A 23,773-nucleotide genomic window follows, 5' to 3' on the forward strand; every position below is an offset into this window, starting at 1 on the left:
CGAGGAAAGAAGGCAAGTGTCGTGGAGCCGTACCGCATCAAGGTCGTCGAGCCCATCCCCATCACCACCCGCGACTACCGCGAGCGCCGGTACGCCGAGGCCGGTTACAACCAGTTCAACCTGACGGCCGACGACGTCACGATCGACCTGCTGAGCGACTCCGGCACCGGTGCGTTGTCGGCCGAGCAGCAGGCGGCCGGGATGCGCGGCGACGAGACGTACGCGGGTGCGCGGTCGTTCTTCCGGTTCCGGGAGGTCGCCGAGGAGCTCACCGGCTTCCCGCACATCTTCCCGGTGCACCAGGGGCGCGCGGCCGAGCGGATCCTGTTCTCCGCGCTGCTCAAGCCGGGTCAGCTGTCCGTCGGCAACACGCACTTCGACACGACCCGCGCGAACGTCGAGCTGGTCGGTGCCGTGGTGCGGGACCTGCCCTGCCCGGAGGCCGCGGACCTCGACAGCGACGCGCCGTTCAAGGGCGACATCGACCTCGTCGCGCTGGAGGCGGTGCTGGCGGGGCCGGAGGACGTCGGCCTGGTGCTGATGACGATCACGAACAACGGCGGCGGCGGGCAGCCGGTGTCGATGGCGAACCTCGAGGCCGTGAGCGCGCTGTGCCGCCGGTTCGGGGTGCCGTTCTTCCTCGACGCGGCCCGGTTCGCCGAGAACGCGTGGCTGGTCACGCAGCGGGAGGAGCGCTACCGCGACCACTCCCCGCGCGACGTGGCGAAGCTGGCGTTCCGGCTGGCCGACGGGTGCGTGGTGAGCCTGAAGAAGGACGGCATCGTCCACATCGGAGGGATGCTCGCGCTCGCGGACACCGAGCTGGCCAAGCAGTGCGAGCTGCTGCTGATCGCCACCGAGGGTTTCCGCACCTACGGCGGGCTTTCCGGGCGTGACCTGGACATGTGCGCGCAGGGCCTGATGGAGGTCACGCACCCGGCGTACCTCAAGGAACGTGCCGACGCCACCGCCTACCTCGCCCAGTGCGCGCGCGAGGCCGGTGTGGACAGTGTCACGCCGACGGGTGTGCACGCGGTCTACCTCAACGCGGGCCGGTTGTTGCCGCACATCCCGTCACACCAGTTCACCGGTCATGCGCTGGCCTCGGAGCTGTACCTGGCGGGCGGTGTGCGGTGTGCCGAGCTGGGGTCGCTCTACCTCGGCGAGATCAACGAGTCCGGCGAGCTGCTCACGCCGGCGCCGTTCGAGCTGGTGCGCCTGGCGATCCCCCGCCGCGTCTACACCCGCAGCCACCTCGAGTACGTGGCCGAGACGCTCGCGAGCATCGCGAAGCACCCCGAACGCGTGCCCGGCTACCGCCTGACGGAGGCGCCGGCGGTGCTGCGCCCGTTCCGCGCCCGGCTCGACCAGGTCCGCTGACGCGAGAAGGCCCCCTCGGAGTCACCGGCCGAGGGGGCCTTCCGCACTACGACAACAGCTCAGGCAGGCACGCTGATGCGGTTCATCGCGTGCTCGATCACCCGCACCAGCACCGCCTTCGCCGACTCGCGGTCCCGTGCGTCGCACAGCATCAGCGGCACCGAGTCGGTGACGTCCAGGGCGTGGCGCACCTCCGCCTCGGTGTAGGAGTAGCTGCCGTCGAAGCAGTTCACGGCGACCACGAACGGGATCTGCCTGCGCTCGAAGAAGTCGATCGCGGCGAACCCGGTCTCCAGCCGGCGGGTGTCGACGAGCACCACCGCGCCGATCGAGCCCGACGCCAGTTCGTCCCACATGAACCAGAACCGGTCCTGACCCGGCGTGCCGAACAGGTAGAGCACCAGCTCGGGGTTGATCGTGATGCGACCGAAGTCCAGCGCGACCGTCGTGGTGTTCTTGCCCTCGACGCCGACGATGTCGTCGATCTCCTCACCCGCCGCGGTGAGGAGCTCCTCGGTCCGCAACGGGGTGATCTCGCTGACCGACCCGACCATCGTGGTCTTGCCGGCACCGAAACCGCCGGCGACGACGATCTTGACGGCGACGGGGACGACGAGGTCGTCGCCGCGCTGGTCAGATTGCACGGACACCATCCAGCACCTTCTGCAGTAGGTTCATGTCCATCGCGGTCGCCATCCGCGACGGGTCGCGGGTGATGACGTCCCCGCGCTGGATCAGGTCGCTCAGCAGCACCTTCACCACGACCAGCGGCGCGTGCAGGTAGGCGGCCACCTCCGCGACGGACAGCGGCTTGCGGCACAGCTTCATGATCTCGGTGTGCTCCACCGAGAGCGAGCCGGGGTCGTTCGAGGTGCGGATGGCCCGCACCTGGGTCGTGAGGTGCAGATCGCCCCACACCGGCCGGGTGCGGCCGCTCACCAGCGCGTACGGGCGGACCAGTGGACCGGCCGCCTCGTCGTACCACCAGTCTCCCGAGTGGATGGTCATGACAACCCGAGCGCGGTGGGCAGCGGGGTGCGCGGCGCGGTGGACAGGTAGCTGCCCACGCGCTTCACGAGCATGTTCATCTCGTAGGCGATCATGCCCATGTCCGCGTCCTCGTCACCGACGACCGCGAGGCAGGCGCCCTGTCCGGCGGCGGTGACGAACAGGTAGGCGCGCTCCATCTCGACGATGGTCTGCCGCACCTGGCCGCCACCGAAGTGCCTGCCGGTGCCGCGGGCGAGCGACTGGAACGCCGACGCCATCGCGGAGAGGTGGTCGGAGTCGTCCTTGGACAGTTCGGGAGAACGGGCCAGCAGCAGACCGTCAGCGGAGAGCACCACCGCGTGCCGAGCACCCACCACTCTGCTCACGAGGTCGTCCAGCAGCCAGTTCAGCTTGGCCTGCCCGCCGGTCATCTCTTCCATGGGAAATCGCCTTTCGGTTTCCGGTGTCCCAGTGCGCATCACGGTTCGAGTTCGGGGTCCGTCGCCCGCGCGTCCTGAGCGCCGCGCTGGAAGGCGGACAGGCCGTGGCGGGCCCGTTCGGCCCGTTCCTCGGCGTCGAACTCGGTGTGGTCGGGGTCTTGGCGCAGGTCGTCGTTCGCCAGCTGAGGAACGAGGTGCTGCTGCCGCTGCCGGCGCGGCAGCTGGGGTCGTTCGTCCTGACGACGCATCTCCCCACCTTCCTCGGCGGTCGCGGCGGTCGCGGTGTTCTCGGCGGGCCAGCTCTCGGTGTGGGCGCGGGACAGCTCGGGGCCGTCGGTGCCGGCGACCGTCACCTGCCCCTTGGTCGAGGCGCCCGCCCAGAACTGGTCCAGCTCGGAGCCCGACTCCGTCGACGGACGCGCCTGCGGCACGGTGGTCTCCGGCCGGACCTGCTGCGCCTGCTGGCGGTAGGAGGGCCTGGGCAGCTGCGGGACGTCCTGCGGGTCCACCGCGCTCGTGTCGCCCGCGAGCAGCTCGGCGGGGATCAGCACCAGCGCGATCGTGCCGCCGGAGGAGCACTCGCGCAGCTCGACGCGGATGCCGCGGCGGGCGGCGAGGCGGGCGACGACGAACAGGCCCAGGCGCGACTCGCCGCGCAGGCGCATCGCCTCGAAGTCCGGCGGCGCGGCCAGCATCTGGTTGTGCTGCTCGCGGTCCTCCGCCTTGATGCCGAGGCCCTGGTCCTCGATCTCCACGACGATGCCCTGCGGGACCTCGCTGGTGTGGACCTCGACCTGCGAGCGCGGCGGTGAGAACGAGGTCGCGTTGTCGACGAGCTCGGCGATCAGGTGGATGGTGTCGGCGACGGCGGCACCGGTCAGCGCCACCTCGGGCACCGGGTTCACCTTGACCCGCGCGTACTGCTCGGTCTCGGCGACCGCGGCGCGCACCACGTCGAGCATGCGGACGGGCTTGCGCCACTGCCTGCCGGGCTGCTCCCCGGTGAGGATGATCAGGTTCTCGGCGTTGCGGCGGGCGCGGGTCGCGAGGTGGTCGAGCTGGAAGAACGCGTCGAGCTGCTCGGGGTTCTCCTCCTCGTGCTGCAGCCGGTCCAGGATCTTCAGCTGGCGGTGCACCAGGCCCTGGTTGCGGCGCGCGATGTCGAGGAAGACCCGGTTGACGCCTTCACGCGTCTGGCTCTCCTTCACGGCCGCGGCGACGGCGGTGTACTGCGCGGCGTTGAACGCGTCGGCCACCTGGCCGATCTCGTCGTTGCCGTAGTCGAGCGAGGGGACCTCGGCGGCGACGTCGACGTGCTTGCCCTCGCGCAGCCGCTCGACGATGTCGGGCAGGCGCTCGTGGGCGAGCTTGAGCGAGTCGCTCTTCAGGTTGGTCAGGCGGACGATCAAGGCCTTGTTGACCAGGCGGTTGGAGATGCGGACCGCGACGAAGATGCCGGCGATGACCGCGAGCAGGGCGACGAGGCTGCCGATGAGGACGGTGTTGAACTTGTCGTCACCGTTCTCCAGCGCCACGTTGACCGCACCGATGGACTGCTCCTGCACCAGGGTCGTCAGCTCGGCCGACACGGCGCGGCTCGCGGACTCCCAGTCGGCCGCGCCCACGGACTGGCCGATGGGCCGTTCCGCGTTCTGCAGCAGCCGGTTCTCCAGTGTGACGAGCTGCTGCCAGGGCTGGCTGACGACGACGCGCTGGTAGTGGTCGCGCACTTCCTTCAGCGCGTTGGGCTCGATGGCGGCCAGCGACGAGCGGTAGGCGCCGACGAGGTAGACGAACTCGCGGTGGTCCTCGGGCGTGAACCGGCCGGCCGTGAGCGCACCGGCGGCGACGGAGCCCGCCCGCGACATCGCGTCGGCGGCCTGGAAGTACTGCACGGCGGCGAGCGCGCCCTGCACCGTCGGTGCGTCGGGCACGATGCGGGCCTGGGTGTTGTAGAGCGAGGCGCCGGCGTCGAGGACGCTGTTGTAGAAGCGGTAGACCTCGGCCTTGTCGGCGGTGCCCGCCTCCAGCACGGCGCGCTGCTGCGGCAGCTGGTCCAGCAGCCCGTTGAGCTTGTTGATCGCGTCCACGACCTCCTGCGGCGCCTGGGCGGCGAGGCCGTTGAACGCGTTTTTCATCGTGTTCAGGTCGGAGTCGGTCTCCTGCCACTGCTTCTGCAGGGCGGTGACCCCGGAACCCGGCCGGCTCAGGCTCGTCATGCTGAGCTCGCGTTCCTTCTGCAGGGAGGCGAACGACTGCACGGCCGGAATGGACGCGTCCCGGACACCGGAGGCGACCAGGCGCAGGTACAGCCCGTCGAACACGGTGTAGGACGAGAACAGCACCCACATCACCAGAAGCACGATGCTGGGAACAACGACAACACCGGTGAGGCGGGACCGAATTGTCTTGTAATTTGTGTCAGGCACGTTCTTCAGCTTCACAACGCTCCACGACCACCTGAATTGGCGACGGAAAGATAGCACCGCAAGAACGGCACGACCAACACTAGATGATCATGCAATGCGGTTGACGAGCAGGGTACTCAGTCAACCGGCCCGAGCGACACCCAGGTCCACGTGCGCATCTCAGCATACGGAGCAGCGCAAGACTGGTCCGTTCCGACCACGCCAAACAGCGCTCAACCAGACAGAACGACTGCAATTGACGTGGTGTTTGACAGCGGTTGACCGCTTTAGATAGCCCAACAATGTGAAACGTATCACATCAGTCGCCGTCAGTTGTTTCTAAAATTCTCAACATGGATCTCGACGGCCGCGCCCACGTGTGATACCCGCCAACGAGAAGAGGCCGCCCGAGTGGGCGGCCTCTCGTCCGGTTGTACCGGGAAACTCAGTGCACCAGCGCCGGAGCCGTGCTCTCGCCATCAGCGGGCGTCTTGACCCTGCCGATGACGAACAGCGTCACCAGCACCGCCGCGGCCAGGATCCCGATCATCACGAAGCTGCCGTACATGAGCCCGGAGTTGACCGCGGCCACCGACCCGGTCCCGCCCGCCGACACCGCGACCGACCCGATCACGGACCCGACGACCGCGACCCACATGGCGCCGCCGACCTGGCCGGTGGAGTTCGCGAGGCCGGAGATCACGCCGACCTCGTCCTCCTTGGCCGTCGACATGGCGAGCGACAGGATCGGCGGGTAGCCGAGGCCCATGCCGAAGCCGAGGAACAGCGTCGCGGGCAGCACGTCGACCAGATATCCGGCCTCGATCGGCGTGCGCGCCAGAAGCCCGGCGCCGACGAGGAACAGCCCGAGGCCGAGCAGCAGCAGGCCGCGCTCCCCGATCTTCGGCGTGAGCACGCCGATCAGCCACAGCGAGGACAACCCGATCGCGCCGGTCATCGGCAGGAACGCGAGCGCCACCTGCAGCGGCGAGTAGCCGTGGATCTGCTGCATGTACTGGGTGGCCAGGAAGAACCCGCCGTACATGGCACCGACGACGAGGAACTGCACGATGTTCGCGCCGGCCACCACCCGGCTGCGCAGGATGCCCAGGTTGAACAGCGGCACCCGAGCCATCCGCTGCCTGATGACGAACCCGGTCAGCAGGATGAGCGCACCGGCGGCGTACGAGAGCGTGGTGACCGCGGTCCACCCGCTGTGCTCGGCGTTGACGACGCTGTAGACCAGCAGCGACACCGACGACACGAGCAGCGCCGCCCCGGTCACGTCCAGCCCCTGCTTGATCCCCAGCCCCTTGCCGCCGGGCAGCAGCTTCCAGCCGGCGATGACGCTGATGACACCGATCGGCAGGTTGATGAAGAACAGCCAGTGCCACGACGTCAGCTGCATGAGCACACCACCGACGAGCAGGCCGAACGCCCCGCCGCCCGCGAAGGTGAAGCCGTAGAAGCCGATCGCCTTGGTCTGCTCCTGCGGCTCGGTGAACATCGTGACGATCAGCGCCAGCGTCACCGCCGTGATCAGCGCCGCCCCCGCGCCCTGCCCGAACCGCGCGGCGACCATCGTGACCGAGTTCTGCGAGAGCCCCGCGACCGCCGAGGCCACCGTGAAGACCGTGACGCCGGCGAGCAGCACGTTCTTGTGCCCGATCAGGTCACCGAGCCGCCCGGCGAAGACCAGCAGACCGCCGTAGGCGATGAGGTAGGCGTTGATCACCCAGGACACGCCGCCCTGGGAGAACCCGAGCTCGTCCCGCATGACGGGCAGAGCCACGTTGACGATCGTCTCGTCGAGGATCGTCATCAGTGTGCCAATGCAAAGGACGAAGAGGGCTATCCAACGCGAGCGAGATTTCATGGTTCTTGATCCCCCTGGGTCAGGGCGCGGCTTGTCAGTGGTCAAACGATAGCAGATGGTTTCAGAATAGACTATCTATTCCTCAAGCAAGCCCGTGAGCTGTGCAGATGCTGTCGAACGACCGCGGCGCACCTGGCAGCCCGGTCAGCGAGGCCGCAGCGCCGACCCAGGCGGCACCGCCCACGGAGCTCACCGCTCGACCCCGCCCGGAGCCTCAGCGCGCCGACCGCCTCCGCGGCGCCCGCTCCACCGTCACCACCGGCTCCAGCGACCGCCCCGCCACCAGCGTGTTCAACGACCGCAGGAACTGCTCCCGGTCCTCCTCCGGCAACCGCGCGAGCACCGCGTCGTACAGGTCCGCCAGCACCGGCTCGGTCGACGACACCAGGTCACGGCCCGAGTCGGTCACCTCGACCACCCGCGCGCGCCGGTCGGTCTGCGACGGCTTGCGGGAGGCCAGGCCGTCGCGTTCCAGGGCGTCGACCGTGTGCACCATGGTCGACTTGTCGAGGCAGGCGAGCTCGGCGAGCTCGCCTTGGGTCTTCTCGTGCTGGTCCGCGCACATCAGCACGCTGACGACGCGCAGTGAGGTACCTGCCTGCTCCAGCCGCTTGGCGGCCTCTAGCTCGATGTCCCGACCCAGCAGCTGGAGCTGCAACAACAGGTCGCTGGCAGTGCGTGCGGTCATGAATCCAGCATAGCCAGCTAGTGGATTTCGAAACTATCCCGAGTTCAACCAACCCCTACAGGGCGATCGAGGACAGGGGTGCGCGGCCCAGCAGGGCGCTGCCGTGGTCCTCCAGGGCGATGAACGGGTTCACCGTCCAGTGCCTGCTGCCCGTCTCGAAGTCGCGGAAGAAGCGCTGCAGCGGGTTGGCCGAGGCGAACGCGCCGGCGCCGCCGAGGTCCATGATCTTCGACAGGCCCGCGCGGGCCTCGCGGACCGCGCTCGCGGCGTGCATGCGGAGGCGGGTGCGTTCGGCGTCGGGCAGGTCGGCGTGCTGCTCCAGGGCCGGTTCGAGCACGTCGACGACGCGCCACAGGTGCTGCCAGGCGGTGTCGACGTGGTGGGCGGCCTCGGCCAGCCACGTGCGGGCGCCGTGGGAGTCCGCGATCGCGCCGTGGACGGTGTAGAAGACGGGCTTGCCCTTGCCGAACAGCTCCTGGACCAGCTCCAGCGCACCCTGGGCGGTGCCGACCAGCGGGGCGAGCACGTTGGCCGTCGCGGTGAGCGTGTGCGTGGGCGTGCCCATGCCCTCCGGTGCGCCCGTCTCCGGGTTGATCGGGTGGTAGGCGACGTGCGGCTCCGGCACGAACAGGTCCGTCGCGACGACGGTGTTGCTGCCGGTGCCGCGCATGCCGGCGACGTCCCACACGTACTTGATCTCGGCTTCCTCGGTGCGCACGAGCACCGACGACAGCGCCATGGCGGGCTCGCCGTTCTCGACCACGCCGTTGGCGAGCGCCAGGGTGTAGGCCGAGTGCGTGCAGCCGGACGCGTACGGGATCGAGCCGGTGTAGCTGTAGCCGCCGTCGATCCTGACCGCGACACCGCCGGCGGAACCGGCGTTGGCGATCGTGACGTCCGGGTCCTCCGCGTAGATCGCCTCGACGACGTCCGGCGCGAACATGCCCTGCAGCAGGCCGCGGCCCGCCGAGTTGACCATCAGCAGCCAGCCGGTCGACGGGCAGCCGCGGGCCAGCTCGGCCGCGACGGCCACCTCGGCGCGCAGGCCGAGGCCCAGCCCACCCCACTCGACCGGCGTCGGGATGCGGAACAGGCCCGCCTCCCGCACGGCGGCGAGGTTCTCCGGCAGCGCCTGGTTGGCCTGCTCGGTCTTGTCGCCGTTGGCACGCAACAGCGGAACGAGCTCACGCGCCCGCTCGACGACGTCGCCCACGGAGAGCGAACTCCCATCCTTCACAGCTGACGACACTGCTCTGCTCCTCTACTCGTCGCGTGTCTTCGACTCGCAGGACCAGTCTTCGCGGGTTCGCGGGCAGGCACATTGCGCCCGCGGCACAACAACCCGGCCAGTTCTTGGGTTTCGTCCCAATTCGACGCGCGGGCGTTCTCCATACGCTCGATCCACGCCATTTTTGGAGGTGGAGTCGCATGCGCTCTCCCGAGGACTCCCGCGAATTCCGCCAGTTGCTCGGAAACTGGGCCACCGGCGTCGCGGTCATCACGGCGTCCGACCTCGACGGCCGGCCCGTCGGGTTCGCCTGCAACTCGTTCACGTCCGTGTCGCTCGACCCGCCGCTGGTGCTGTTCTGCATCAAGCGCGAGGCGTCGAGCTGGCCCGCGCTGCACGCCACCGGCCGCTTCACCGTGAACGTCCTCGCCGAGTCCCAGCGCGCGCTGTCGGCCCAGTTCTCCGCCAAGACCGGTGACCGGTTCGCGGGCGTGCCCTGGCTGCGGTCCGAGACCGGGCCGGTGCTCACCGACGCGGTCGCCACGATCTGCGCCCGCACCGAGCGCGAGCTCGACGGCGGTGACCACGTCATCGTGCTGGGCCGCGTCGTCGGCTTCGCCATGCGCGGCGAGGCGGACCCGTTGCTGTTCTGGCGCGGCCGCTACGGCTCGTTCACCGATCAGGTCACCCAGGCCGTCGTCGCCTGAAACCGTCCTGAAACCCTTAAGGAGCAAGGCCGTGCGCGCACTCCTCCGCTGGCACCCGGCTCTGATGACCACCGCGGGGCTCATGGTGGTGCTGAGCCTGCTGCACGCCGCCGGGCTCGCGCTCGACGACCGCAGCTACGGGTCGTCGCCGAACTGGATGAAGCCGCTTAAGTTCAGCTTCTCGTTCATCCTCTACACCGCGTGGCTGGCCGCGCTGATCCACCTGCTGGAGCGTGCTTCCGGTGCGGCGGAACGGAAAGCGCGCAAGTTCGGCAACTTCATCGTGTTCGTCGTGTGGGTCGAGATGATCTTCATCGACGTGCAGACGCTGCGCGGCACCACCAGCCACTTCAACTTCCGCACCATCCCCGAGGCCGTGATCTACGAGGTCGCCGGGTTCCTCGCCATGGGCATGGTCGCGGTCAACGTGCTGCTGGTGTACCTGGTGATCCGGCGCAAGGCCGCGAGCGAGCCGGTGCTGCTGGCGTTGAAGACCGGCACCTGGCTGCTCGTCGCGAGCGGGCTCGTCGGCGTGTTCATGGCGTTCCCGAAGGTGCCCGGCGGCTGGTCGAACGACGTCGTCGGCGGCCACTCGATCGGCGCGGACATCGACCACGCCGTGGTGCCGTACATCTTCTGGGCCGCGGAGGGCGGCGACCTGCGGGTGCCGCACTTCATCGGGCTGCACGCGTTCCAGCTGCTGCCGCTCGCCGCGATGATCTTCCACCGCTGGGTGAACACCCGCGTGGTCTGGGTGCTCTCGGCCGGCTACACGGGTGTCTTCCTCATCTCGTTCTTCCAGGCCATGGCCGGTGAGGCGCCGTTCGACGTGAGCACGCCGACCGTCGTCGCGCTGGCCGTCACGGCTCTCGCCACCGCGCTCGGTCTCGTGTGGGCCCTGCGCACTCCCCCTGTCCCGCCCGCGTCCGAGCGGGCGGCCGAACCAGTGTCCGCGCACCGCTAACGGAGGCACCCCGCAATGTCCTTCACCGACATCATCCTGCCGCTCGCCCAGGCGGCCACCATGCCGCTGTGGGTGCTGATGGTCGTGGCACCGAACTGGCACATCACGAAGAAGATCACCACGCCGTGGGCGTCCGTGATCCCGTTGGCCGTGGCCGTCGGGTACTACATGACCGCGCTGCCGGCGTTGCTCAAGGTGATCATCGGTTCGTCCACGGCGCCGTTCGCCGACTACGACGGCCTGGTCGAGTTCTTCGACGTGCCCGCGATCGCGATCGGCAGCTGGCTCGTGGTCGTGGCGCTCGACCTGTTCGGCGCGACCTGGATGTTCCGCCACCTGCACCGGCTGCAGGCGAAGACCTGGGTGATCAGCGTGATGAGCACCTGGGTGTTCCTGTTCCCGCAGTTCGCGCTGCTGGTGTTCATCGCGGTGATCAAGCCGCTGTACGAGCGCCGGCTCAAGGCCGCCGCCGGCACCGACGAGCGGGTTCCCGCGACCGTGTGACCCTGCAGAAAAGAAGAAGGGCCCGGAGGATTTCCTCCGGGCCCTTCTGGTGTCTCACTCCGGCAGGTCGGTGCCGCTGTGGTTGTCCACGGCGTAGCGCCACACGCCGTCGGGGTCCTTGACGAGGATGTCGACCGCACGGCCGGCGCGCGTGGTGGTCTCGCCGTCGGCGGTGGTCGTGAGCGTCCACTCGACGATCAGCAGGACCAGGTCGCCCGCCTGGTAGGAGAGCTTCACGTCCGCGGTGAGCTTGGGCTGCAGCGTGGCGAAGTACTCCTTGATGCCGGCCTTCATGTCCTCGCTCTTGGGCAGCGCGACACCGGGCTCGAGCACCAGCACACCGGTGTCGGAGTAGATCTCGTAGAGGCCGTCGACGTCGTGGGAGTTGAAGAGCTCGACGTAGTTGGCGGTGAATTCGGCCCAGAACTCGGGGTTGACGGTCACGGTTTCCTCCGGGGTATTCAGGGCAGCAACGACCAACAGACAAACGCACCCGTCCTCATCGCTTTCTAAGCCGGATCTAATCGGGCTGGATTAGATCCGGGTTAGCCGCGAGTGAAACGCCCCGGCCAACACTGGTGCCACCTGACCGGACGCGAAATGAGGGACGATGGAACTCGTTGACGGCACGCTCCACACCAACATCGCGGGTGTGGGCCTCGACCCTCACTACGTGCGCGCCGAGGGCAACAGCATGTGGGCGGCGGCGCGGGACGGTTCCGAGGTCGAGGTCGTGGACTTCGTGGGCGGCTACGGCTCGTTGCTGCTGGGCCACAACCACCCGGAGATCGTGGCGTACGCGACCGAAGTGCTGAACGCGCGGACGCCGATCCACTCGCAGTTCTCCCGCCGGCCGGAGGCGAACCGGGTCACCGAGGTCCTCAACTCCGTGCTGCGGCGGGAGTTCGGCACGTCCGACACCTACTTCGGGGTGTTCGCGAACACCGGCGCCGAGGCGATCGAGGCGGCGGTGAAGCACGCCGAGCTCGACCGCGGCCTGCGGATCCAGGCGCTGGCCGGGCAGCTGGCGCAGAACGCGGAGCAGGCCGTCGCGGCCGGTGCGGCGGTGGACGAGGCGACGCTGAGCCGGTACGGCGTCCCGTCGACCGGGTCGGCGCGGGGTGACCTGACGGCGTTGCTCGCCGAGATCGGCGCACGCAACTCGCTGACGCTGGGGAAGGCCCCGGTGATCTTCACGCTGGAGGGCGGCTTCCACGGCAAGCTCGCGGCCAGCGTGCAGCTGACGCACAACCCGGCGTTCCGCACGCCGTTCACCTCGCTCGCCGCCAACGCCCGGTTCGTGGCGGTCAACTCCGCCGACGCGGTGCGGGCGGCGTTCGAGAGCGAGCGGGCGACCGTGCTGGACCTGGTGGTCACCGGTGGCGTGGCCGAGGTCGTGGAGGTGCCGGCGCCGGTGTTCTGCGCGTTCTTCGCGGAGCCGGTCCAGGGCGAGGGCGGGATCGTGCCGCTCAGCCCGGAGTTCGCCAAGGAGATCTCGGCCGTGAGCGCCGAGTTCGACTGCCCGGTGGTGGTCGACGAGATCCAGTCGGGCAGCGGGCGCACGGGCGCGTTCTTCGCGAGCTCGCACGTGGGACTGCAGGGCGACTACGTCACGCTGGCCAAGAGCATCGCGGGCGGAGTGGCGAAGCTGGCCGTGCTGCTGGTGCGGGAGTCGCGCTACCGCCCGGAGTTCGAGCTGCTGCACAGCTCGACGTTCGCGAAGGACGGGTTCTCGACCCTCATCGCGCAGAAGACGCTCGAGGTGATGGAGCGCGACGACGTCTACCGGCTGGCGGAGGAGCGCGGCGCGAAGATCGTGGCGGTGCTGGAGGCGCTGCGCTCGGAGTTCCCCGAGGTGGTCAAGGACGTCCGCGGGCGCGGGCTGCTGCTGGGGCTGGAGCTGCACAACCAGGCGGCGTCCTCGTCGCAGACGATCGCGGGTGCGCAGGCCGGTGGCGTGTTCGGCTACCTGGTCAGCGGGTTCCTGCTGCACCGCCACCAGGTGCGGGTGCTGCCGACCGGGAGCGCGCCGAACACGTTGCGGCTGCAGCCTTCCGTGTACGTCACCGACGCGCAGATCATCCAGCTCGAACTCGGCCTGCGCGCGATGTGCGCGGCCGTGCGGGACGCGGACGAGGCGACCCTGCTGAGCTTCCTGGGCACGAGGACGTTCTGATGCTGCGTGCGCTGCTGACCCCTTCCGCTCTCGCCGTCCCCTTGGCGCCGTGCGATGTCCGGACCGACATCGAGGCGTTGTGCGGCGCGGACGCCATGGTGTGGGCCGCTCAGGTCGCCGGCGAGCTGGACCCGAGCGCGTCGGACGCGTTGCCGGAGCTGGTGGCCATGTGCGTCGCGCTGCGGGTGCACGAGGTGCCCGTGCTGCCGCCGTCGCTGGTCGAGGCGGCGGAGTCAGCGGTGCGCACGCACGTCGAGCGCGGGTTCGACCTGGGCCGCGGGCTCGGCCTGGTCCGGTTGGCACAAGGGCACATCACGCGGTCGCTGCTGACGTCGTGCGCGCGGATCGAGGACCCGGACCTGCGGACCGCGGCGATGACCTCGGTGACCTCGCTGGTGTTCGAGGCCGTGGACGAGCTGTCGCTGCTGGTGTCGGACCGGCACGCGGCCGAACGGGAGCGCTGGCTCGCCGGGCCGGTCGCCGAGCAGCGCGAGGTCGTGACGTCGGTTCTGCGCGGTGAGCCGGTCGAGCTGGACCGGGCGGCCCGGCGGCTGGGTTACGACCTGCGGCAGCCGCACGTGGCGCTGGTGCTGTGGGCGGAGCAGCCGTGCGGGCCGGAGCTGACGCGGACGGCGGCGCGGGTGCTCGGCCGGCTGGGCTGCCAGTCGACGCTGCTGGTGCCGATGGGCGGCGACCGGTTGTGGGCGTGGGGCGCGGCCGTCCGGTGACGTCGAGGGCTGCTGCTGGGCGCAACCGGCGGTGCACGTGGCGGTCGGGCTGCCGGTGCCGGGTGGCGGGCTTCCGGTCGTCGCACGAGCAGGCGGTCGCGGCCTGCGAGCTGGGGCTGCGGTCGACGTTGCCGGGCCGGGTGCACTCGTACCGGAGCCTGGAGCTGGGTGCGTTGCTGGCGCGTGACGAGCAGGCGGCCGCGGACTTCGTGCGCCGCGAGCTGGGCGCGCTGGCCGACGACACGCCGTCGGCACAGGCGTTGCGCGCCACGTTGAAGTGCTACCTCGACCACGACCGCAGCGTCGCGACCGTGGCCACCCGCATGCATGTCGCGAAGAACACCGTGCTGTACCGGATCAAGCGCGCCGAACAGGTCCGCGGCCGGCCGCTGGGCGACAACCGGCTGCAGCTGCACACCGCCCTGTACCTGGCGGAGACCTTCGGTGTGTCCACTTCGGACACCGTCGTGGCGCGCACCGCCTGACCTTCTGGCCTCACCACAACAGCGGGGAAGTCATGGACACCATCGAACAAGTTCCAGAGCCGATCGCCGTCGTGGGCCTCGCGTGCCGGCTGCCCGGCGCACCCGACGCGGCCTCGTTCTGGCGGCTGCTGTCGTCGGGCACCAGCGCGGTCACCGAGTCCTCCCGGTTCGGTGACGCCGCGCCGGTGCGGTGGGGCGGGTTCCTGCCCGACGACGAGGCCGGGCGGTTCGACGCGGAGTTCTTCGGCGTCTCCCCGCGCGAGGCGGCGGCGATGGACCCGCAGCAACGCCTGCTGCTGGAGCTCGGCTGGGAGGCGCTGGAGGACGCGGGGGTGGTGCCCGCGTCGGTGCACGGGTCGGACGTCGGGGTGTTCGTCGGTGCGATGGCGGCGGACTACGCGACGATCGCGGCCAGGTCCGGTGTGGTGACGAGGCATTCACTGACCGGGTTGAACCGCGGTCTGCTGGCGAACCGGCTGTCGTACGTGCTGGGCGTGCGCGGACCGAGCGTGGCGGTGGACTCCGGGCAGTCGTCGTCGTTGGTGGCGGTGCACCTGGCGTGCGAGAGCCTGCGGTCGGGTGAGTCGGCGGTGGCGCTGGCCGGCGGGGTGAACCTGATCTTGACGCCGGAGAGCACGGTGGAGGCGCACCGGTTCGGGGCGTTGTCGCCGGACGGCCGTTGCTACACCTTCGACGCGCGGGCCAACGGGTACGTGCGCGGCGAGGGCGGCGCTGTGGTGGTGTTGAAGCGCCTGTCGGACGTGGTCGCGGGCGACACGGTGTACGCCGTGATCCGCGGGTCGGCGGTGAACAACGGTGGCGCGGCGGAGACGTTGACGACGCCCTCGCTCTCCGCGCAGGAGGCCGTGATCGCGGCGGCGCACCGGCGGGCCGGGGTGGCACCGGACGAGGTCGGGTACGTCGAGCTGCACGGCACCGGAACGCCGGTGGGTGACCCGATCGAGGCGAACGCGCTGGGTGTGGCACTGGGGTCGGCTCGTTCCGCGCCGTTGCGGGTGGGGTCGGTGAAGACCAACATCGGGCACCTCGAAGGTGCGGCCGGTGTCGCCGGGCTGCTGAAGGTCGTGCTGTCGGTGCACCACGGGGTGGTGCCGCCGTCGCTGAACTTCTCGTCGCCGAACCCGGCGATCGCGCTGGGTGAGCTGAACCTGGTGGTGCAGCAGCGGTTGGAGGAGGTCGGGCCGACCGTCGCCGGGGTGTCGTCGTTCGGTGTCGGTGGCACGAACTGCCACGTGGTGGTCGCGAGTGCGGCTCCGGTGGTGCCCGCGCCGCGCCGACCTGGCCTGGACGAGCCGATCCCGTGGGTGCTGTCGGCGCGGACCGAGCAGGGCTTGCGCGAGCAGGCGTCGCGGCTGCACGACCTGGTGACGTCGATCTCCTCGCCCGACTACGACGACGTGGCTTTTTCCTTGGCGACCTCGCGGACGCACTTCGAGCACCGCGCGGTGGTGCTGTCCGGGCACGCCGAGGGGCTGCTGGCGTTGTGGGACGGCACGCTGACCGCGGATCTGGTGCGGGGCAGGGCTTCGTCGTCGGGCAAGACCGTGATGGTGTTCCCCGGTCAGGGTTCGCAGTGGGCCGGGATGGCGCGTTCCCTGCTGGGCTCCTCGGCGGTGTTCGCGGCGAAGCTGCGCGAGTGCGCGGAGGTGGTCGACCCGCTGGTCGGGTGGTCGTTGCTGGACGTGCTGCGCGACGTGCCGGGTGCGCCTGCTTTGGACCGTGACGACGTGGTGCAGCCGGCGTTGTTCGCGGTGATGGTGGCGCTGGCGGCGGTGTGGGAGGCCGCCGGGGTGCGTCCGGACGCGGTGATCGGGCACTCGCAGGGCGAGATGGCCGCTGCTCACGTCGCCGGTGCGCTGTCGTTGGCCGATGCGGCGACGTTGGTGGTGCGGCGCAGTCAGCAGGTGGTGCGGATCCCGCGGGCCGGTGGGTTGCTGTCCGTGCCGTTGCCGGTGGCGGAGGTCCGGGAGCACATCGAGACGTGGCCGGGGCAGCTCGGCATCGGTGCCGTGAACGGTCCGTCGGCCACGATCGTTTCCGGTGAGATCGACGCGTTGCGCGCGTTGCACGACCTCTATCTCGCCGAGGGTGTGAAGGCGCGGGTCGTTCCGATCAACTACGCCTCGCACTCGCCGTTGGTCGAGGACATCCGTGCCGAGGTGCTGTCGGCGGCTGAGTTCGTCTCGCCGTCTTCTTCTGCTGTGGCCTTCTACTCGACCGTGACCGGTTCTTTGCTCGACACGTCCACTCTGGACGCTTCGTACTGGTACTCGAACCTGCGTCAGCCGGTCGAGTTCGAGCTCGCCGTGCGTGCCGCTTTCGCCGATGGGCACACGACGTTCATCGAGTGCAGTCCGCACCCGGTGATGGGCGTCGGCATCACGCAGATCCTCGACGGTGCCGATGCGGTGATCACCGGCACGCTGCGCCGTGACCGCGGCGACCTGCGCCAGTTCCTGGCTTCGCTGGCCTCGGTGCACGTCGGTGGCGGTGCCGTCGACTGGGAAGCGCTGGACTGGGCCGGGTTCTTCGGCCGCCCGGTGCACCGCGTCGGCCTGCCCACGTACGCGTTCCAGCGTTCCCGGCACTGGATCTCCGAGACCGCACCGGTCATCGCCCCGGAGCCGGTCGCCGCCGTGGAGTCCGCTGCCGTGGAGTCCGCTGCTGTGGAGTCCGCTGCTGTGGAACCCGCCTTGTCCCCGGACCGCGCCCTGTCCCTGGTGCGCGACGCGGTGTCCGCCGTGCTGGGACACACCTCCGTCCCGGCCGATGCCACCTTCAAGTCCCTGGGTCTGGACTCGATCGGTGCCGTGGAGTTCGGCAAGGCCCTGTCCGGCGCCACCGGCCGTTCGCTGACCTCGACCCTGACCTACGACTACCCGACCCCGGCCGCCGTCGCCGCCCACCTGACCGCGGCCCCGGTGGAAGACCTCGTCGTGAACGCTGCGGCCGCTGAGGAGCCGATCGCGATCGTCTCCGCCGCGGGCCGCTGGCCGGGTGGCGCCGACACCCCGGAACGCCTGTGGCAGCTGGCCTTCGAGGGCGTGGACGCGATCGGCCCGTTCCCCACCAACCGCGGCTGGGACCTCGACGCCCTCTACTCGCCCGGCGGCGGCACCGGCACCTCGTACACCAACCAGGGCGGTTTCCTGTACGAGGCCGACCAGTTCGACGGCGCCTTCTTCGGCCTCGGCCCCCGTGAGGCCACCGCCATGGACCCGCAGCAACGCCTGCTGCTGGAGTCCGCCTGGGAGGCCGTCGAACGCGCGGGCATCGAGCCGTCGTCGCTGCGCGGCTCCCGCACCGGTGTGTTCGTCGGCGTCATGCCGCAGGAGTACGGCTCGCGCCTGCACCAGACCTCCTCCGAATACGACGGCCACGCGCTGACGGGCGGCCTCACCGCCGTTGCGTCCGGTCGGCTGTCGTACGTGCTGGGGCTGGAGGGACCGGCTCTCTCGGTTGACACGGCTTGTTCCGCCTCTCTCGTCTCGATCCATCTCGCCGTGCAGTCGTTGCGCCGTGGTGAGTGCTCGCTGGCGTTGGCCGGTGGTGTGACCGTCATGGCGACTCCGGGCATGTTCACGGAGTTCTCGCGGCAACGCGGTCTGGCCGTGGACGGCCGCTGCAAGCCGTTCTCCGCCGCAGCCGACGGGACCTCCTGGGGTGAGGCGGCGGGTGTCGTGATGCTGGAGCGCCTGTCGGACGCTCGTGCGAACGGCCATCCGGTGCTCGCTCTGATCCGCGGCTCGGCGATCAACCAGGACGGCGCCTCGAACGGCCTGACCGCGCCGAACGGTCCGTCGCAGGAGCGGGTGATCCGTGCCGCGCTGGCCGACGCAGGCCTGGGTCCTGAGGACGTGGACGCGGTCGAGGCGCACGGCACCGGCACCGTGCTGGGTGACCCGATCGAGGCGCAGGCGCTGCTCGCGACCTACGGGCGTGAGCGGTCGGTGCCGCTGCTGCTCGGCTCGGTGAAGTCGAACATCGGCCACACGCAGGCGGCGGCGGGTGTGACCGGCGTGATCAAGATGGTGCACGCGCTGCGGCACGGCACGCTGCCCGGGACCCTGCACGTCGACGAGCCGTCGCGGCACGTGGACTGGACGGCCGGGACCGTCTCGGTGCTCACGTCGAACACCCAGTGGCCGGATCTGGGCCGACCGCGTCGTGCGGCGGTGTCGTCGTTCGGCATCTCGGGCACGAACGCGCACCTGATCCTCGAAGAAGCTCCCGCGCCGGACCCGTCCGCGAACCCGACCGGCCCGGAATTGTCAGACCTGCCTGAGATGATCGGGATGGGGGGCGGATCCCCCCAGGGGGCCAGCCAGTCCGGATCGATCCAGGCGGGCGAAGCACTCGCCGCGGGCCGGGAACGCACCGCGAGCCAAGCCACCGCAAGCCAAGGCCCCGCGCCGACCCAGCCCGGCCAGACCCCGGTCCCCTGGGTCCTGTCCGCCCGCTCCGACGCCGCACTTCGCGACCAAGCCGCCCGCCTTCACGAACACGCCCGCACCTCCGACCACATCGACATCGCCCACTCCCTCACCACCACCCGCACCCAGTTCGACCACCGCGCCGTCGTGATCGGCACCAAACCAGACCTCCTCACCGCCCTCCTCGCCCTCCGCGACGACGCCGAAGCCCCCAACGCCGTCCGCGCCACCACCACCCCGCGCGGCAAGACCGTCTTCGTCTTCCCCGGTCAAGGCGCCCAATGGCCCGCCATGGCCCGCGAGCTCCTCCGCACCTCCCCCACGTTCCGCAACGCCATCAGCCGCTGCGCCGACGCACTCCAACCCCACCTCGACTGGGACTTCCACGCCGTCCTCACCGACGAACCGGGCAGCGCCTCCCTCGACCGCGTCGACGTCGTCCAGCCGGTCCTCTGGGCCGTCAACGTCGCCCTCGCCGAACTCTGGCGGCACGCCGGCATCACACCCGACGCCGTCATCGGCCACTCCCAGGGCGAGATCGCCGCGGCGGTCGTCGCGAAAGCCCTCACCGTCGAGGACGGCGCCAAAGCCGTCGCCCTGCGCAGCAAGGCGATCACCAAGATCGAAGGCGCCGGCGGCATGGCCAGCGTCCAGCTCCCCGCCGACACGATCCGCGAGCACATCAAGGACCTGCCGCTCGGCATCGCCGCGGTCAACGGCCCCTCCGCCACCATCGTCTCCGGCGACGCGCAGCCCTTGCGCGACATGGTCGACCACTACCGCGCCCAGGGCGTCAACGCCAAGGTCATCCCGGTCAGCTACGCCTCCCACTCGGCCCACGTCGAAGGCCTGCACGCCGAACTGGCCGACGCCCTGAAGGACATCCAGCCGCGCGCCACGGACCTGACGTTCTACTCGACGATCACCACCCGCCCGCTCGACACGACGCTGCTCACCGCGGGCTACTGGTACGACAACCTGCGCGAGACCGTCCAGTTCGAAGGCGCGATCCGCACCGCCCTCGACGACGGGTGCACGAACTTCATCGAGATCAGCCCTCACCCGGTCATGACGATCGGCATCAACCAGATCACCGACGACGCCCTCGTCACCGGCACCCTCAAGCGCGACAGGGGCGGGCTCGACCAGTTCTACCTCGCCCTCGCCCACGTCCACACGCACGGACTCGACGTCGACTGGCCGCAGGTCACCCCTCCGGGGCGCACCGTCGCACTGCCGACGTACCCGTTCCAGCGCAAGCGCTTCTGGCTCGACGCACCCGCGACCGGCGACGTCGGCGCGGCCGGCCTGGACTCGGCGGAGCACCCGTTGCTCGGCGCGACGGTCGAGCTCGCCGGCGACGGCGGGCTGGTGCTCACCGGCCGCATCTCGCTCGCCACGCACAGCTGGCTCACCGACCACGCGGTGTTCGGCCGTCCGCTGCTGCCCGGCACCGCGTTCGTCGAGCTCGCACTGCACGCGGCCGCGCAGGTCGGGGCGGCGGGCATCGACGAGCTCACGCTGGAGGCACCGCTGCTGCTCACCGCGGACAGCGCCGCGCAGGTCCAGGTCGTCGTGGGTCCCGAGGACGACGACCACCGCCCGGTCAGCGTGTACTCGCGCACCACCGCCGGTGACTGGACCCGCAACGCCCACGGCACGCTCACGTCCTCTGTGGACGAAACAGATCTGCCCGGCGGGTGGCCGCCGGCGGACGCGATCAGCGTTGACGTGGAGGACCTTTACGACCAGCTCGTCGAGCGGGGGTACGACTACGGCCCGGCGTTCCGCGGGCTGCGCGGCGCGTGGCGGCAGGGTGACGTGATCTTCGCCGACGTCGCGCTGCCCGACGAGGCACCGGCGGCCGACGCGTTCGGCGTGCACCCGGCGTTGCTCGACGCGGTGCTGCACCCCGTCGTGGGCATCGCGGTGACCGGGCCGCAGGTGCGGCTCCCGTTCTCCTGGAACGGGGTTCGCCTGCACGCGCCCGGTGCGTCCGAGCTGCGCGTGCGGATCGCGCCCGCCGGCCAGGACGCCGTGACGATCACCGCCACCACCCCGGACGGCCTGCCCGTCGCGCACGTCGAGTCGTTGCGGCTGCTGCCGGTCAACGCCGACCAGCTCGGCGGTGACCGCGCCACCGCCCCGCTCCGACTCACCTGGACCGAGATCCCCGTGCCGGTGACCGTTCCGGTGCCGGGCACTGTCACGACCACGATCGAGGAAGGCTTCGCCGGCCTCACCGAGCTGCCGGACTTCGTGCTGCTCAACGTGACCGTGCGGCAGTCCGACGACGTCGTGGCGGACGCCCACCGCGTCACCGTGCTGGTCACGCAGCTGCTGCAGGAATGGTTGTCCGACAGCCGGTTCGGCGACTCGACGCTCGTGCTGTGCACGCACCACGGCGTCGCGACCGGTGACGCCGAGGACGTCGCCGACCTCGCCGCCGCGCCGATCTGGGCCTGGCCCGCACCGCGCAGGCCGAGCACCCCGACCGGATCGTGCTGCTGGACGCCGACTGCGCGGCCGAGTCGGAGCTGGTCGCGGGCGCGCTCGCGACCGGGGAGCAGCAGCTGGCGGTCCGCGACGGCGTGGTGCTCGTGCCGCGCCTGACCCAGCTGACCCCGCAGGACCTCGACGCCGGCATGGCGCCGCTCGACCCCGACGGCACGGTGCTGATCACAGGTGGCACCGGCGGGCTTGGTGCGTTGGTGGCCAAGCACTTGGTGACGCGGCACAACGTGCGGCACCTGCTGCTCACGAGCCGCCGTGGCGCCGACGCGCCGGGTGCGCCAGAACTGGCCGAAGAGCTGTCCTCGCTGGGCGCTCAAGTGAGGCTCGCGGCATGTGACGCGGCCGATGCGGATGCGTTGGAAGCGTTGCTCAACACGGTCGAACGTCCGCTGACCGCCGTCGTGCACACGGCCGGCGTGCTGGCGGACGGCACGGTGTCGGCGTTGACGGCAGAGCAGGTGCACACGGCGTTGCGTCCCAAGGTGGACGCGGCGTGGAACCTGCACCGGTTGACGTCCGGCTTGGCGGCGTTCGTGATGTTCTCCTCCGCTGTGGGCGTGGTCGGCAATCCCGGCCAGGCGAACTACGGCGCCGCCAACAACTTCCTCGACGCCCTCGCCCACCGCCGCCGCGCCCAGGGTCTGCCCGCGGTGTCGGCGGCGTGGGGGCTGTGGCAGGAGTCGAGCGGCATGACCTCGCACATGACCGAGATCGACGTGCAGCGCATCGGCAAACGCGGACTTGCGGCCATGCCAACGGAAGTGGGTCTGACGCACTTCGACACGGCGCTTTCCTCGGGCCTGCCGACGCTGGTCACCGCGCGCGTCGACACGCTGGACGTGGACGTCAGCTCGATCCCGGTGTTGCAGGGCCTCGTGCGCACCAAGCCACGTCGTGCGCTGGCGGCGAAGCGTTCGCTGGCCGCCGAGCTCGCCGGTCTCGACCAGGCCGCGCAGCACGCGTTGCTGCTCGACGTGGTGCGCAGGACGGCGGCGGGCACGCTCGGGCACGACGCGGCGGACGCGATCTCGCCGCACGGCGGGTTCCTGGAGCAGGGCTTCGACTCGCTGACCGCGGTGGAGCTGCGGTCGCGGCTGTCGAAGCTGGTGGACCTGAAGCTGCCGAGCACCTTGACGTTCGACTACCCCACCCCCGACTCGGTCGCCGGCTACCTGCGGCCGTTGCTGGTGCGGGAGGAGGCCGAGCAGACCTCGGACGTGCTGGGTGAGCTGGCGCGCCTGCGTTCGGTGCTCACGGCGGCCGCGGGCGACCCGTCGTTCGACGGCGACCGCGCGGCCGTGGTGACGGCGCTGAGCGAGCTGATGGGGCTGGTCGACGTGGAGTACGCGATCGACGCGCAGAGCTCCGACGACGACTTCTTCGCAATGATCGACAACGAGCTGGCCTAGAGGAGATTCCGGCATGTCGGAAGAGCAGAAGCTCAGGGAGTACCTCGGCCGGGTCACCGCCCAGCTGAAGCAGGCCAAGCGCCGGCTCGCCGAGGTCGAGTCCGCGCAGAGCGAGCCGATCGCCATCGTGGGCATGGCCTGCCGCTACCCCGGCGACGTCCGGTCGCCCGACGACCTGTGGCAGCTCGTCGCGTCCGGCCGCGACGCGATCACCGAGTTCCCCCGCAACCGCGGCTGGGACCTCGACGCGCTGTTCGACCCGGACCCGGACCGCAGCGGCAAGTCCTACACGCGCCACGGCGGCTTCCTGCACGACGCCGACGAGTTCGACGCGGAGTTCTTCGGCGTCTCCCCGCGCGAGGCCACCGCCACCGACCCCCAGCAACGCCTCCTGCTGGAGGCATCCTGGTCGGTCCTGGAAGACGCCGCCATCAACCCGGACTCGTTGCGCGGCAGCGACACCGGCGTCTTCGTGGGCGTGATGTCCCAGGAGTACGGCCCCTCCCTGCAGCACCCCTCGGTCGACGGCGCCGACGGCTTCCTGCTGACCGGCAACCAGAACAGCGTCGCCTCCGGCCGCATCGCCTACACCCTGGGTTTCGAGGGCCCGGCCGTCACCGTCGACACCGCCTGCTCCTCCTCCCTGGTGGCGGTGCACATGGCCGCCTCCGCCCTGCGCAACGGCGACTGCTCCCTCGCACTGGCCGGCGGCGTCGCCGTGATGTCCACCCCGGGCTTCTTCATCGAGTTCTCCCGCCAACGCGGCCTGGCCCCGACGGCCGCTCGAAGTCCTTCGCCGCCTCCGCCGACGGCACCGGCTGG

17 protein-coding genes and 1 pseudogene are annotated in these 23,773 nt (G+C 70.4%); 10 read left to right on the forward strand and 8 right to left on the reverse strand.

Features of this window, described 5'->3' with window-relative positions:
- Positions 1–21 precede the first annotated feature (21 nt).
- The gene (locus BBK82_RS44630) at positions 22–1,380 is read left to right on the forward strand and encodes a tryptophanase (RefSeq protein WP_065920308.1); all 1,359 of its coding nucleotides are present in this window, start codon (positions 22–24) and stop codon (positions 1,378–1,380) included.
- Between the two features lie 59 nt (positions 1,381–1,439).
- Here the strand turns inward: BBK82_RS44630 and BBK82_RS44635 are convergent, their stop codons facing one another.
- The 7 genes from BBK82_RS44635 to BBK82_RS44665 form a co-directional block, all read right to left on the reverse strand.
- On the reverse strand, positions 1,440–2,033 hold the full coding sequence (locus BBK82_RS44635; RefSeq protein ID WP_065920309.1) for a GTP-binding protein: 594 nt from the start codon (positions 2,031–2,033) through the stop codon (positions 1,440–1,442).
- The gene (locus BBK82_RS44640) at positions 2,014–2,388 is read right to left on the reverse strand and encodes a DUF742 domain-containing protein (protein ID WP_065920310.1); all 375 of its coding nucleotides are present in this window, start codon (positions 2,386–2,388) and stop codon (positions 2,014–2,016) included. The genes BBK82_RS44635 and BBK82_RS44640 overlap by 20 nt, the downstream gene beginning before the upstream one ends.
- On the reverse strand, positions 2,385–2,810 hold the full coding sequence (locus BBK82_RS44645) for a roadblock/LC7 domain-containing protein (protein WP_053733581.1): 426 nt from the start codon (positions 2,808–2,810) through the stop codon (positions 2,385–2,387). Before BBK82_RS44645 ends, BBK82_RS44640 begins: the two co-directional genes overlap by 4 nt.
- Positions 2,811–2,848: 38 nt before the next feature.
- Positions 2,849–5,161, reverse strand: a complete 2,313-nt coding sequence (locus tag BBK82_RS44650; RefSeq protein WP_237048498.1) for a sensor histidine kinase — start codon at positions 5,159–5,161, stop codon at positions 2,849–2,851.
- Positions 5,162–5,663: 502 nt separating this feature from the next.
- Positions 5,664–7,040: an MFS transporter gene (locus tag BBK82_RS44655; RefSeq protein WP_218920535.1), complete on the reverse strand. Its 1,377-nt coding sequence runs from the start codon at positions 7,038–7,040 to the stop codon at positions 5,664–5,666.
- A gap of 268 nt (positions 7,041–7,308) precedes the next feature.
- Positions 7,309–7,782 (reverse strand): MarR family winged helix-turn-helix transcriptional regulator, encoded by a 474-nt coding sequence (locus tag BBK82_RS44660; protein ID WP_065920313.1) that lies wholly within the window; start codon positions 7,780–7,782, stop codon positions 7,309–7,311.
- A 55-nt stretch (positions 7,783–7,837) separates the two neighbouring features.
- Positions 7,838–8,995, reverse strand: a complete 1,158-nt coding sequence (locus BBK82_RS44665) for an acyl-CoA dehydrogenase family protein (RefSeq protein ID WP_218920536.1) — start codon at positions 8,993–8,995, stop codon at positions 7,838–7,840.
- Between the two features lie 215 nt (positions 8,996–9,210).
- Here BBK82_RS44665 and BBK82_RS44670 point away from each other — a divergent pair, with 215 nt between their 5' ends.
- Genes BBK82_RS44670 through BBK82_RS44680 form a run of 3 tightly spaced genes read left to right on the forward strand, consistent with a single transcriptional unit; the run spans position 9,211 to position 11,185 of the window.
- Positions 9,211–9,717 carry a flavin reductase family protein gene (locus BBK82_RS44670; RefSeq protein ID WP_065920315.1) on the forward strand — a complete coding sequence of 169 codons (507 nt, stop codon included), beginning with the start codon at positions 9,211–9,213 and terminating at the stop codon, positions 9,715–9,717.
- A gap of 31 nt (positions 9,718–9,748) precedes the next feature.
- Positions 9,749–10,681: a hypothetical protein gene (locus BBK82_RS44675; protein ID WP_065920316.1), complete on the forward strand. Its 933-nt coding sequence runs from the start codon at positions 9,749–9,751 to the stop codon at positions 10,679–10,681.
- Positions 10,682–10,696: 15 nt separating this feature from the next.
- Positions 10,697–11,185 (forward strand): abscisic acid-deficient protein Aba4 family protein, encoded by a 489-nt coding sequence (locus BBK82_RS44680; protein WP_065920317.1) that lies wholly within the window; start codon positions 10,697–10,699, stop codon positions 11,183–11,185.
- Positions 11,186–11,239: 54 nt separating this feature from the next.
- Here the strand turns inward: BBK82_RS44680 and BBK82_RS44685 are convergent, their stop codons facing one another.
- Positions 11,240–11,629, reverse strand: coding sequence for a YybH family protein (locus BBK82_RS44685; protein WP_065920318.1), 390 nt, complete (start codon positions 11,627–11,629; stop codon positions 11,240–11,242).
- Between the two features lie 166 nt (positions 11,630–11,795).
- Here BBK82_RS44685 and BBK82_RS44690 point away from each other — a divergent pair, with 166 nt between their 5' ends.
- The 6 genes and pseudogenes from BBK82_RS44690 to BBK82_RS55395 all read left to right on the forward strand — a co-directional run.
- Positions 11,796–13,361 carry an aminotransferase class III-fold pyridoxal phosphate-dependent enzyme gene (locus BBK82_RS44690; RefSeq protein WP_065920319.1) on the forward strand — a complete coding sequence of 522 codons (1,566 nt, stop codon included), beginning with the start codon at positions 11,796–11,798 and terminating at the stop codon, positions 13,359–13,361.
- Positions 13,361–14,089: an RsbRD N-terminal domain-containing protein gene (locus tag BBK82_RS53375; protein ID WP_218920537.1), complete on the forward strand. Its 729-nt coding sequence runs from the start codon at positions 13,361–13,363 to the stop codon at positions 14,087–14,089. Before BBK82_RS44690 ends, BBK82_RS53375 begins: the two co-directional genes overlap by 1 nt.
- A gap of 62 nt (positions 14,090–14,151) precedes the next feature.
- Positions 14,152–14,574, forward strand: coding sequence for a PucR family transcriptional regulator (locus tag BBK82_RS53380; RefSeq protein WP_218920538.1), 423 nt, complete (start codon positions 14,152–14,154; stop codon positions 14,572–14,574).
- A 32-nt stretch (positions 14,575–14,606) separates the two neighbouring features.
- On the forward strand, positions 14,607–21,641 hold the full coding sequence (locus tag BBK82_RS44700; protein ID WP_170068074.1) for a type I polyketide synthase: 7,035 nt from the start codon (positions 14,607–14,609) through the stop codon (positions 21,639–21,641).
- Positions 21,530–22,951, forward strand: a complete 1,422-nt coding sequence (locus tag BBK82_RS52170; protein WP_170068075.1) for a type I polyketide synthase — start codon at positions 21,530–21,532, stop codon at positions 22,949–22,951. Before BBK82_RS44700 ends, BBK82_RS52170 begins: the two co-directional genes overlap by 112 nt.
- 13 nt (positions 22,952–22,964) lie before the next feature.
- Positions 22,965–23,758: pseudogene (locus BBK82_RS55395) on the forward strand (beta-ketoacyl synthase N-terminal-like domain-containing protein); the annotation flags it as partial.
- Positions 23,759–23,773: the final 15 nt, after the last annotated feature.

Source organism: Lentzea guizhouensis (assembly GCF_001701025.1).
In the GTDB taxonomy this organism is placed as follows: Bacteria; Actinomycetota; Actinomycetes; order Mycobacteriales; family Pseudonocardiaceae; genus Lentzea; species Lentzea guizhouensis.

Coding starts and splice junctions, on each gene's coding strand:
- BBK82_RS44645 (WP_053733581.1), bottom strand. CDS start 2,810: ATGGAAGAGATGACCGGCGGGCAGGCCAAGCTGAACTGGCTGCTGGAC.
- BBK82_RS44670 (WP_065920315.1), top strand. CDS start 9,211: ATGCGCTCTCCCGAGGACTCCCGCGAATTCCGCCAGTTGCTCGGAAAC.
- BBK82_RS44655 (WP_218920535.1), bottom strand. CDS start 7,040: ATGACGATCCTCGACGAGACGATCGTCAACGTGGCTCTGCCCGTCATG.
- BBK82_RS44660 (WP_065920313.1), bottom strand. CDS start 7,782: ATGACCGCACGCACTGCCAGCGACCTGTTGTTGCAGCTCCAGCTGCTG.
- BBK82_RS44635 (WP_065920309.1), bottom strand. CDS start 2,033: ATGGTGTCCGTGCAATCTGACCAGCGCGGCGACGACCTCGTCGTCCCC.
- BBK82_RS44700 (WP_170068074.1), top strand. CDS start 14,607: ATGGACACCATCGAACAAGTTCCAGAGCCGATCGCCGTCGTGGGCCTC.
- BBK82_RS44650 (WP_237048498.1), bottom strand. CDS start 5,161: ATGTGGGTGCTGTTCTCGTCCTACACCGTGTTCGACGGGCTGTACCTG.
- BBK82_RS44640 (WP_065920310.1), bottom strand. CDS start 2,388: ATGACCATCCACTCGGGAGACTGGTGGTACGACGAGGCGGCCGGTCCA.
- BBK82_RS44690 (WP_065920319.1), top strand. CDS start 11,796: ATGGAACTCGTTGACGGCACGCTCCACACCAACATCGCGGGTGTGGGC.
- BBK82_RS44680 (WP_065920317.1), top strand. CDS start 10,697: ATGTCCTTCACCGACATCATCCTGCCGCTCGCCCAGGCGGCCACCATG.
- BBK82_RS53375 (WP_218920537.1), top strand. CDS start 13,361: ATGCTGCGTGCGCTGCTGACCCCTTCCGCTCTCGCCGTCCCCTTGGCG.